This window comes from Kitasatospora sp. NPDC059803 (genome assembly GCF_042732255.1).
Lineage (GTDB): Bacteria > Actinomycetota > Actinomycetes > Streptomycetales > Streptomycetaceae > Kitasatospora.
On record NZ_JBHWIJ010000058.1, the window covers coordinates 12,105 to 23,164 of the forward strand.

Sequence of the window (11,060 nt, forward strand, 5' to 3'; positions counted from 1 at the left end):
GGCCCGGATATGTGGGTGCGGTGCCCGGCCCGAGGGATCCGGGTGGCCGCCTACGCCCACGTCGACCCGGAGTTCGGCACCGGCGCCGTCAAGGTGACGCCCGCGCACGACCCGAACGACTTCGAGATCGGCCAGCGGCACGGCCTGCCCTCGGTCGCCGTCATGGACGAGCACGCGGTCATCACCGTGCACGGCCCGTTCCTCGGCCTGGACCGGCTGGAGGCCCGCTCGGCGATCGTCGCCGCACTGCGTGCCGACGGCCGGATCGTCGCCGAGAAGCGCCCGTACGTCCACTCGGTCGGCCACTGCTCGCGCTGCAAGACCACCATCGAGCCGCGGCTGTCCATGCAGTGGTGGGTCAAGGTCGGCCCGCTCGCGAAGGCCGCCGGCGACGCGGTCCGCGACGGCAAGGTCAAGATCCACCCGCAGGAGATGGAGAAGCGCTACTTCGACTGGGTCGACAACCTGCACGACTGGTGCATCTCGCGCCAGCTGTGGTGGGGCCACCGCATCCCGGTCTGGTACGGCCCGAACGGCGAGGTCGTCTGCGTCGGTCCGGACGAGCAGCCGCCCACCGGCGAGGGCTGGCACCAGGACAACGATGTCCTGGACACCTGGTTCTCCTCCGGGCTGTGGCCGTTCTCCACGCTCGGCTGGCCGGAGCAGACCGAGAGCCTGGCGAAGTTCTACCCGAACTCCGTCCTGGTCACCGGCTACGACATCCTGTTCTTCTGGGTCGCCCGGATGATGATGTTCGGTCTCTACGCGATGGACGGCACCCCGCCGTTCCACACCATCGCGCTGCACGGCATGGTCCGTGACCAGAACGGCAAGAAGATGTCGAAGTCCTTCGGCAACGTGGTCAACCCGCTGGACTGGATGGACAAGTACGGTTCGGACGCGCTGCGCTTCACGCTGGCGCGCGGTGCCAACCCGGGCGTCGACGTGCCGATCGGCGAGGACTGGGTCCAGGCGGCCCGCAACTTCGCCAACAAGATCTGGAACGCCACCCGCTTCGCGCTGATGAACGGCGCCACCGTCGAGGGCCCGCTGCCCGCGCCGGAGGAGCTGACCGCGACCGACCGCTGGATCCTGTCGCGCCTGAACAGCACCGTCGCCGAGGTGGACGCGCTGTACGAGGACTACCAGTTCTCCAAGCTGTCCGAGGCGCTGTACCACTTCGCCTGGGACGAGGTCTTCGACTGGTACGTCGAGCTCTCCAAGACCACCCTGGCCAAGGGCGGCCCGCAGGCCGACGCCGCGCGCCGGGTGCTCGGCGAGGTCCTGGACGTCACGCTGCGGCTGCTGCACCCGATCGTGCCCTTCGTCACCGACACCCTGTGGACCACGCTCACCGGCGCCGAGTCGCTGGTCATCGCCGACTGGCCGACGGACAGCGGTTACCGCGACGCCGAGGCCGAGGCCGAGATCGCCACGCTGCAGCAGGTGGTCACCGAGGTCCGCCGGTTCCGCTCGGACCAGGGCCTCAAGCCGGGCCAGCGCGTCCCGGCGAAGCTGGAGCTGGACGGCACCGTGCTGGCCGTCCACGAGGACGCGATCCGCTCGCTGCTGCGGCTGACCGTCCCCGAGGAGGGCTTCGCGGCCACCGCCTCGCTCCCGGTCGCCGGCGCCACCGTCGCGCTCGACCTCTCCGGCACCATCGACGTCGCGGCGGAGCGCAAGCGCCTCGCCAAGGACCTCGCGGCCGCCGAGAAGGAGAAGGCGCAGACCACGGCCAAGCTCGGCAACGAGGCGTTCCTCGCCAAGGCGCCGGACGAGGTGGTCGCCAAGATCCGGGGCCGTCAGGAGGCCGCCGAGGCCGACATCGCCCGGATCACCGCCCAGCTCGCGGCGCTGCCGCAGGGCTGAGCCCGCACCGGTCCGTGAGGGGCCGCACTCCGCGACGCGCGGGGTGCGGCCCCTCCGGCGTTTCCGGGCGGCTCGGCCGGGCGCGGCGGCGGTGTTCTTTTTGCTACGCCTAATAGCCCATCAACATTGCTCCCTTCCGGCGAATATTCATCCTGGACCGGGTGAGGTCCTATTCCTTCCGAATTCATTCCGGTCTTGCCCGCGCGGGTTCGCGGAAGTTTGCAGGTCGGATGTGTACGGTGTGCACGGAGTTTCTGACGGGTGTTTCTGCTGAGCGTTCCTGCTGAGCCGACGGACGGGAGGGCATGGCGTGGTGGTGACCGAGGAATTGGCCGGCGAACTGCCTGCCGAGGCGGTGGAGGAGGCCAAGGCCAGGGCGGCGACCCTGCTGCTGGCGTTCCGTCATGGCAACCAGCTCGCCTTCGACCACGAGCTGGACCTGCTCCTCGCCGAGCGGGCCGAGCGCGAGGTGACCACCCTGCTCGCCTGGATCGCCGCCGAGGCCGTCCGCAAGGCGTACGCGCCCGAGGTCGGCGACCGGGTGCTGCGGGCGATGGCCCGGCGTGCCCCGGCCGACAACGGCGCGGTCGCGGTGGACGAGGAGAGTGCGGACGCCGCCCGGCTGATCGAGGCGGTGGCCGCCGGCGAGGTGGCCGAGGTGCGCGGCCTGGTCGCCTCGACCGCCGACACCACCTTCCTGCTCGGCGGTCTGCTCCAGGGCGTCGCGATGATGCTGCCGCTGCTGCCCGAGGGCGAACTGGCCGAGATCACGGCCGAGTTGCGCCGCCGGCACGGCGGGCCCGCGGCCCACGTCCCGGAGGCCCGGGCCGGGGTCTGAACCCCGGTCCGGGGAGGGGCGTCACGGCATGGCGTGCAGGTGCGCGCCGATGGTGCCCGCGACCGGGTTGCCCGCCTTGGCGTCCCAGTTGGTCGACCAGGTCATCGCCCCGCCGATGCCCGGCCAGGTGGTGTCGGGCTTGTAGCTGCCGCAGTTGGTGCCGGCGGCCAGGCAGTCCAGCGCGTTGTCGACCACGCTCGGGCTGACGTACCCGCCGCCCGCCGCGCTGGTGGAGGCCGGCACCCCGAGCCCCACCTGGTCGGGCCGCAGCCCGCCCTTGAGCTGGATGCAGGCCAGCCCGGTGAGGAAGTCCTCGGTGCCCTGCGAGTAGACGTTGCCGTCGCAGCCGTTCATCGCACCGGAGTTGTAGTACTGCATGTTGACGATGGTGAGGATGTCCTTCACGTTCAGCGCCAGCTTGAAGTACTCCATGCCGGTCGACTGCATGTCGATGGTCTGCGGCGCCATGGTGAGGACGAACCCGCTGCCGCTCTTCGCCGCCAGCGCGTGCAGCGCCTGGCCCAGGTAGACGGCGTTGACGCCGTTCTCCAGGTCGATGTCGATCCCGTCGAAGCCGTAGCCCTGCATCAGCGCCCGGGCGGTGTCGGCGAAGTTGGCCGCCGAGGTCGGGTCGCTCACCGACACCGTGCCGTTCTGCCCGCCGACCGAGAGCACCACCTTCTTGCCGGCCGCCCGCTTGGCCGCGATGTCGGCCTTGAACTGGGCGTCGGTGTAGCCGCCGAGGCGGGAGGAGAGGGCGGGGTCCAGGGTGAAGCCCAGCCCGCCCGGCGTGCTGGTGGCGTCGGCGAAGGAGACCGCGATGATGTCGTAGGCGGCCGGGACGTCGCTGATCCGCTGGACGGTGGCGCCGTTGTCGAAGTTCTGCCAGTAGCCGGTCAGGATGTGCTTGGGCAGGCCGGGCGGCTTGCCGGTCGAGGTGGCGGTCGGGCTGCCGGTGCCGGTGTCCGTGGGGGAGGGGCTGCCGGTGCCGGTGGGGCTCGGGGACGTGGTGGCGGTCGGGCTCTGGGAGGGCTGCGGGCCGCCCGGGCCGATCAGTGAGACGTCGTCGGCGAGGAAGGCGGGCTGCCCGTACCAGCCGTGCAGGTAGACGGTGACGCTGGTGGTGCCCGGGCCGGTGGTGAAGCCGGTGCTCAGCTGGGCCCAGCCGGTGGAGTTCGTCCAGGTGCCGGGGTCGGTGCCGCCGGTGCCGCGGGCACCCAGGTAGACGTACGAGCCCTGGACCCAGGAGCTCAGCGTGTACGTCGAGGAGGGCTGCACGGCGACGGTCTGGGTGCACTCGCCGGTGTCGCCCGAGCCGGGGGTGGACTGCAGGGCGTAGCGGCCGGAGTGCGCGGTCGTGCTCTGGACGGCGCCGTTGCCACAGGACCAGCCGGACAGCGTGCCGGTCTCGAAGCCGCCGTTGGTGATCAGGTCGGGGTCGGCGGCCTGGGCGCCGGTGCCGGTGGCGAGGGCGAGCCCGCTCAGGCCGAGGGCGACGGCGCAGGCCCCGGCGAGCAGGGTGTGGGCGGCGCGTGGGCGCCGGTGTCGGGCAGGTGGCATGACTCCATCTCCTGTGGGGGAGGCCCGGCGGCGCGCCTGGGGTGGGGGTGGAGCGCCGTCCGGGGTGTCGATGGTGCGCGTGCGGGAGCTACCGACAACTCAAGTCCCTGTCGGGGAAGGAGACTTGACTCACAAGGTGGAGTAGACCAATCTGGCTGTCAAGAGGGCGCTAGGCGGCCGACGGCCGTGCCGTGGAGTCGGCTGCTGCGGTGCCGAATGCTCCGGCGTCGGCTGCTCCGGTCTCCGCTGCTCCGGGCTCGGCCGGCTCGGCGACCGCGGCGGTGAGCGCGGCGATCCGCGCCGAGGCCAGGCCGTCGCCGTACGGGCTCGGGGTGGCCGCGAGCCGGGCGAGCCGCTCGGGGGTGTCGGCCAGCCAGGCCCGGGCCAGCTCGCCCAGGTCCTCGTCGGGGCCCACCAGCGCGGCGAAGCCCGCCGCCACCGCCTCCGGACGCTCGGTGGAGCGGCGCACCACCAGCAGCGGGCGGCCGAGTACGGTGCACTCCTCCTGCACGCCGCCGGAGTCGGAGACCAGCAGCGCGGCGTGGCTCGCCAGACCCAGGAAGTCGGCGTACCCGACCGGCCCGGTGACGGCCAGGCGCTCCAGCAGGGCGTCCAGTGCGAAGCGCTCGACGGCGGCCCGGGTGCGCGGGTGCATCGGGAACAGCACCGGGGTGCCCGCCCGGGCGATCCGGTCCAGTTCGGCCAGCACGGCGCCCAGCGCCTCGGCGGTGTCGGTGTTCTCCGGGCGGTGCACGGTGGCCAGCACGTAGCCGTCCGGGCGCAGCCCGTGCGCGGCGAGCAGCGCGGCGCGGTCGGCCGCGGCCGGCAGCTGACGGCGGACCACCTCGACGACGGTGTTGCCGGTGAGCGCGATCCGCTCCTCGGCGAGGGCCTCGGCGCGCAGGTTGGCGACGTTGTCCCCGGTGGCGGCGCAGAGCAGGTCGGAGACGTGGTCGACCATCACCCGGTTGTGCTCCTCGGGCATCGCCCGGTCGAAGCTGCGCAGCCCGGCCTCGACGTGCACCAGCGGGATCTCCCGGGCGTTGGCGGCCAGCGCCCCGGCGAGGGTGGCGTTGGTGTCGCCCTGGACGACGACGGCGGCGGGGCGGTCCTCGGCGAAGGCGGCGTCCAGCTGGCCGAGGGACTGGGCGATCTGGCCGGCCCGGGGGCGCCCGCCGACGCCGGTGAGCAGCTCGGGGCGGGGCAGGTCGAGGTCGCGCAGGAAGCGGCCGGACATCGCCTCGTCCCAGTGCTGGCCGGTGTGCACCAGGCGGGTGGCGTCGCCGAGTTCGTGGATCAGCGGGGCGAGCTTGACCAGTTCGGGGCGGGTGCCCAGGACGACGGCGACGCTGGCGGGGGGAAGGCACATGCTCATGGGGAGGCTCCGAGGGGGTGGGGCAGCTCAGGGCTCGGGCGCGGGGCTCAAGCGCGGGGCTCAGGACTGAGACTCAGGACTCAAGGGCGGTGGGGGAGCCGAGGGCGACCTTCTCGGCGTTGCGCCGGGTCTTGGCCCAGCCGTTGCGGCCGAGCAGCATCCGGACGGCGGCCCGGGTGGCGACCACGAAGAGGTGGTAGGCGTAGAGCCAGATCAGGACGCCCCAGAGCAGTCCGGTGAGCCGGCCGCGGTCGGGGTGGACGAGTCGGCGGTAGGCGAAGCCCCAGAACACCATCGGCAGGGTGGCGACCGCGAAGGCGAGCAGCATCCACGGGCCGAACCTGACGTGGAAGTCGGCGGTCTCGGCGGGGAAGAGCACCAGCCCGGCCGCCGTGATCCCGAGCGAGAGCGGGAACAGCAGGACCAGCAGCACGCAGACGACGGGCTGCAGGAAGGTGTACAGCACCTCGGCCTTGCCGGACCAGGTGTAGAAGGGGGAGCGCAGCACCCGGCCGGTGTAGCGCAGGCACTGCATGTTGCCCTGGGCCCAGCGGGTGCGCTGGGTGAGGAAGCGGCGCAGCGAGATCAGGCCCTCCTGGGAGACCTGGGTCTCGGTGACGTGGGTGAGCCGCCAGCCGGCCAGGCGCAGGTCGAGGCCGGACTCGTAGTCCTCCAGCAGGGCGCGCTCGGGCCAGGGGCGGCCGGCCCGGCCCTCCTCGGCGGTGAGCGAGTCGAGGGCGGTGAGGCGGACGAACTGGCCGTTCCCGCCGAGGCCGACGCTGCCGGTGCGGCGGCGCAGCAGCTGCATGCCGGCGTTGTTGGCCTGGAACTCGACGTCCTGCATCCGGACCAGGGCGCGGGCGAACGCGTTGGCGGCCCGGCCGCGGCCGGGCAGCGGGAGTTCGTCGTCGGCGTTGCGCATCCGCACGCCGATCTGGACGGCGCCGGTGTCGGGGCGGCCGAGCGCCTTGCCGTTGCAGACCTGGGGGAGGGTGCCGGGGTCGAGCCGTCCGTCGGCGTCGACGACGCCGATCACCACGCGGGAGCGGTCGGTGTCCTCGGGCAGCCAGGCGGTGACCTCGCGGTAGGCGGCGTTGAGGGCGGCGCCCTTGCCGATCCGGGCGTGCGGGCGGCGGCGCTGGACGAGGTGGACGCGGTCGTCGTGGGCCGCGGCGGCGAGGACGAGGTCGCGGGTGGCGTCCTCGCTGTCGTCGTCGATCACCCACAGGTGGGCCTCGGGCGCACTGGCGCGCAGGCCGGCCAGGGTCTGGGTGACCACGGCCTCCTCGTCGCGGCAGGGGATCACCAGGTGCCACTGGAAGGCGGCCGGGTCGCCGGGTTCGGCGGGCCGGTTGTGCCGGAAGGCGTGCCGGGAGCCGGCCCAGTACAGGAGGAAGCGTCCGAAGACGAAGGCCATGTAGCCGACGAGCGCCAGTGAGACCAGTCCGGCGAACCAGACGACGGCGTCCTGGCGGAGCACGATCCAGTCGTGCAGAGCGTCGGGCATGGCGTAGTACTCCTCGTGATCAAAGGCGGCGCGGCTCCAGGGGGTGCGAATCGATGCTTCGTCGCGGTTCAAATTCGCCAAAGAGATAGTAAAGGGGGCAAATTGGAAACTCCGACCAAAGTGGTCGTTCTCACCCCGTGAGGACGGCCCGCCAACCCTCCGTAGACTGTGGTCGTGAGCGACAAGGCCGACCCGAACCCGTACACCCTCCGCCCCGCCGACGGCGACACCGACGACACCCTGCGCGATGTCGAGGTGGAGCTCTCCAAGCGCTGGCCGGAGAACAAGCTGGAGCCCTCGCTCGACCGGATCGAGGCGCTGATGGACATCCTGGGCCAGCCCCAGCGGTCCTTCCCCTCCATCCACATCACCGGGACCAACGGCAAGACCTCCACCGCCCGGATGATCGAGCAGCTGCTCAACACCTTCGAACTGCGCACGGGCCGCTACACCAGCCCGCACGTGGAGAGCGTCACCGAGCGGATCACCCTGGACGGCGCCCCGATCACCCCCGAGCGCTTCGTCGAGGTCTACCGCGACATCGAGCCGTACGTGCAGATGGTCGACGCGGCGCAGCCGGTGCCGATGTCCTTCTTCGAGGTGCTGACCGGCATGGCCTACGCCGCCTTCGCCGACGCCCCCGTGGACGTCGCCGTGGTCGAGGTCGGCATGGGCGGCTCCTGGGACGCCACCAACGTCATCGACGCCGCCGTCGCCGTGATCACCCCGATCGGGCTGGACCACACCGACAAGCTCGGCGAGACCACCGGCGAGATCGCGGTCGAGAAGTCCGGGATCATCAAGTCCGGTGCCGTCGCCGTCGTCGCCCAGCAGCAGCTGGACGCCGCCCAGAACATCCTGCGGCGCGCCGTCGAGGTCGACGCCACGGTGGCCCGCGAGGGCATGGAGTTCGGCGTGATCCGCCGTGAGCTCGGCGTCGGCGGCCAGCTGGTGACGCTGCGCGGGCTCGGCGGCGAGGAGTACGAGGACGTCTTCATCCCGCTGCACGGCGAGCACCAGGCGCACAACGCGGTGCTGGCGCTGGCCGCGGTCGAGGCCTTCTTCGGCGTCGGCGGCGCCCGCGGCGGGCAGCTCGACGTGGACAAGGTCCGCCAGGCCTTCTCCGGCGTCTCCTCGCCCGGCCGGCTGGAGGTCGTCCGCCGCAGCCCCACGATCATCCTGGACGCCGCGCACAACCCGCACGGCGCCCGCGCCACCGTCGCCGCCCTCGGCGAGTCCTTCGGCTTCACCCGGCTCGTCGGCGTGATCGGCACCTCCGGGGACAAGGACGTGGCCGGCGTGCTGGAGGCCTTCGAGCCGGTCCTCGCCGAGGTCGTCATCACCCAGAACTCCACCCACCGCGCGATGGACGTCGACGAGTTGGCGGCGCTGGCCGTCGACATCTTCGGCGAGGACCGCGTCCAGGTCGAGCCCCGGCTCGACGACGCCATCGCGGCCGCCGTCACCCTCGCCGAGGAGGAGGGCGACCTCGGCGGCGCCGGGGTGCTGGTCACCGGTTCGGTCATCACGGTGGGCGAGGCCCGCCTGCTGCTCGGGAGGAAGTGACATGAGGACCCTCTGCTCCTCGACCCTGATCGGCGAGGCTCTCCTGGCGATGTTCGCCGCGCTGGTCGCGATGCAGCTGTCGAGCGTCTCCACGGCCACGATCTGGATCGTCACCGGGATCGTCATGGCGCTGTGCATCGCGCTCTGCGGCATGATCAACCGCCCTGGGGCGGTGGCCGTCGGCTGGGCGCTGCAGATCGGCCTGATCGCCAGCGGCTTCATCCTGCCGACCATGTTCGGCCTCGGTGTGGTCTTCGCCGGCCTGTGGTGGTGCTCGGTGCACTACGGCCGCAAGGTGGACGAGTTCAAGGCCGCCCGGGCCGCCGCCGAGGCGGCTGCCGTACCGGTCTAGGGCCCGGACCGGCGGGCCGACACGCCGCACACGCAAGGTAATCTCTGCCGTGTCGGCTCCCGCCCGTCGGCCCGACTGCCTTGCCGTACCGAATCCCCAGGAGACGCACCGTGTCCCAGCGCACTCTCGTCCTGCTCAAGCCCGACGCCGTCCAGCGTGGCCTGGCCGGCGAGATCATCAGCCGCATCGAGCGCAAGGCCGGCTGGCGGCTCACCGCCGTCGAGCTGCGCACCTTCGACCGGGCGACGCTGGAGCAGCACTACGCGGAGCACGTCGGCCGCCCGTTCTACGAGCCGCTGCTGGAGTTCATGACCTCCGGTCCGTCGATCGCCCTGATCGTCGAGGGCGAGGAGGTCGTCCGCGGCATCCGGATGCTGGCCGGTGCGACCAACCCGCTGGAGGCCGGGGCCGGCACCATCCGCGGCGACTACGCGACGATCACCCGCGAGAACCTGATCCACGCCTCGGACTCCCCGGAGTCGGCCGAGCGCGAGATCAAGATCTTCTTCCCGGCGCACGCCTGAGTCCAGCCGGGCGACACGCCCGAGGGACCTTGGCACTGCCCCGGTCGGGACCATTGGCCCGGCCGGGGCACTTTTATCGTGAAATAAGCAACCAGAGGTGCCGACACGGCGTCCCAATGCCCGGAGAAGCGAACACGCTCCGGACAATGGACGGTATGCCCCGCATCGACGTCCGTGCCGCGCCGCGTGACTACGATGGACGCGACTCAAGGGCCCGGTAAGGCAGCTCAGCTGGCTCCGCCCGAGCGTGGGCGCGCTCTCGTCCAACCCCCCTATGAACTCCGAGCCCGGGAAGGCAACCACACCCCATGGCGAGCAACCTGTCGTTCATCGGCCGCGACTTGGCGATCGACCTTGGAACTGCCAACACGCTGGTGTACGTCAGGGGCAAGGGGATCGTCCTCAACGAGCCGTCCGTCGTCGCGGTGAACACCAACACCGGCGGCATCCTGGCGGTCGGTGCCGAGGCGAAGAAGATGATCGGCCGGACGCCGGGCAACATCGTCGCCATCCGCCCGCTCAAGGACGGCGTGATCGCCGACTTCGAGATCACCGAGCGGATGCTCCGCTACTTCATCCTCAAGATCCACCGCCGCCGCTACCTCGCCCGCCCCCGGGTCGTGGTCTGCGTGCCCTCCGGCATCACCGGAGTCGAGCGCCGCGCCGTGATCGAGGCCTCCTCGCAGGCCGGCGCCCGCCAGGTGCACATCATCGAGGAGCCGATGGCCGCCGCCATCGGCGCCGGGCTGCCCGTCCACGAGGCCACCGGCAACATGGTCGTCGACATCGGCGGCGGCACCACCGAGGTCGCGGTCATCTCCCTCGGTGGCATCGTCACCGCCCAGTCCATCCGGGTCGCCGGCGACGAGCTGGACAATGCGATCGTCCAGCACATCAAGAAGGAGTACTCGCTGCTCCTCGGCGAGCGCAGCGCCGAGCAGATCAAGATGAGCATCGGCAGCGCCTTCGGCCTGGAGGGCGAGAAGGACGAGCACGCCGAGATCCGCGGCCGCGACCTGGTCAGCGGCCTGCCCAAGACCGTGGTCATCTCCGCCGCCGAGGTCCGCGAGGCCATCGACGAGCCGGTCAACTCGATCATCGACGCCGTGAAGACCACCCTCGACCAGTGCCCGCCCGAGCTGGCCGGCGACGTGATGGACCGCGGCATCGTGCTCACCGGCGGCGGCGCCCTGCTGCGCGGCCTCGACGAGCGGCTGCGCCGCGAGACCGGCATGCCGATCCACATCGCCGAGAACCCGCTCGACTCGGTCGCGCTCGGCTCCGGCAAGTGCGTCGAGGAGTTCGAGGCGCTCCAGCAGGTACTGGACGCCTCCCCGCGCCGTTAGCACCACCGAGACATCCGACACTCAACTGAACGGGCGGGGGGGGGGGGCCCCCCCCCCGCGCGCGGCGCGCCCCCGCGCGCGGCCCGCGCGCAGCCCCGCGGGGGGCCCCCGCGAGGGCCCGCC

The 11,060-nt window shown here is 71.9% G+C and carries 9 protein-coding genes; 6 read left to right on the forward strand and 3 right to left on the reverse strand.

The window, feature by feature from the left end; translation table 11 throughout:
- Positions 1-1,869: valine--tRNA ligase (locus tag ACFV6I_RS12770; protein ID WP_380424990.1), on the forward strand; the 1,869-nt coding region annotated here is incomplete at its 5' end.
- Positions 1,870-2,185: 316 nt separating this feature from the next.
- On the forward strand, positions 2,186-2,707 hold the full coding sequence (locus tag ACFV6I_RS12775) for a hypothetical protein (protein ID WP_159398426.1): 522 nt from the start codon (positions 2,186-2,188) through the stop codon (positions 2,705-2,707).
- 21 nt (positions 2,708-2,728) lie between these two features.
- On the opposite strand, the gene ACFV6I_RS12780 is transcribed toward ACFV6I_RS12775, so the two are convergent.
- The 3 genes from ACFV6I_RS12780 to ACFV6I_RS12790 form a co-directional block, all read right to left on the reverse strand.
- On the reverse strand, positions 2,729-4,267 hold the full coding sequence (locus tag ACFV6I_RS12780; RefSeq protein ID WP_380424992.1) for a chitinase: 1,539 nt from the start codon (positions 4,265-4,267) through the stop codon (positions 2,729-2,731).
- A gap of 169 nt (positions 4,268-4,436) precedes the next feature.
- Positions 4,437-5,636, reverse strand: a complete 1,200-nt coding sequence (wecB, locus tag ACFV6I_RS12785) for a non-hydrolyzing UDP-N-acetylglucosamine 2-epimerase (protein WP_380424998.1) — start codon at positions 5,634-5,636, stop codon at positions 4,437-4,439.
- A 79-nt stretch (positions 5,637-5,715) separates the two neighbouring features.
- Positions 5,716-7,149, reverse strand: a complete 1,434-nt coding sequence (locus tag ACFV6I_RS12790) for a glycosyltransferase (protein ID WP_380424995.1) — start codon at positions 7,147-7,149, stop codon at positions 5,716-5,718.
- A 174-nt stretch (positions 7,150-7,323) separates the two neighbouring features.
- On the opposite strand from ACFV6I_RS12790, the gene ACFV6I_RS12795 reads away from it, so the two are divergent.
- From ACFV6I_RS12795 to ACFV6I_RS12810, 4 genes are all read left to right on the forward strand, one after another.
- Positions 7,324-8,715 (forward strand): folylpolyglutamate synthase/dihydrofolate synthase family protein, encoded by a 1,392-nt coding sequence (locus ACFV6I_RS12795; protein WP_363369878.1) that lies wholly within the window; start codon positions 7,324-7,326, stop codon positions 8,713-8,715.
- 1 nt (position 8,716) lies between these two features.
- Positions 8,717-9,067, forward strand: coding sequence for a DUF4233 domain-containing protein (locus ACFV6I_RS12800; protein WP_063347563.1), 351 nt, complete (start codon positions 8,717-8,719; stop codon positions 9,065-9,067).
- A gap of 110 nt (positions 9,068-9,177) precedes the next feature.
- Complete coding sequence (gene ndk, locus ACFV6I_RS12805; protein ID WP_063347562.1) at positions 9,178-9,591, forward strand: nucleoside-diphosphate kinase; 414 nt, start codon at positions 9,178-9,180, stop codon at positions 9,589-9,591.
- A 320-nt stretch (positions 9,592-9,911) separates the two neighbouring features.
- Positions 9,912-10,937: a rod shape-determining protein gene (locus tag ACFV6I_RS12810; RefSeq protein ID WP_031076009.1), complete on the forward strand. Its 1,026-nt coding sequence runs from the start codon at positions 9,912-9,914 to the stop codon at positions 10,935-10,937.
- Positions 10,938-11,060 lie beyond the last annotated feature (123 nt).

Coding starts and splice junctions, on each gene's coding strand:
- ACFV6I_RS12800 (WP_063347563.1), top strand. CDS start 8,717: ATGAGGACCCTCTGCTCCTCGACCCTGATCGGCGAGGCTCTCCTGGCG.
- ACFV6I_RS12790 (WP_380424995.1), bottom strand. CDS start 7,149: ATGCCCGACGCTCTGCACGACTGGATCGTGCTCCGCCAGGACGCCGTC.
- ACFV6I_RS12780 (WP_380424992.1), bottom strand. CDS start 4,267: ATGCCACCTGCCCGACACCGGCGCCCACGCGCCGCCCACACCCTGCTC.
- wecB (WP_380424998.1), bottom strand. CDS start 5,636: ATGTGCCTTCCCCCCGCCAGCGTCGCCGTCGTCCTGGGCACCCGCCCC.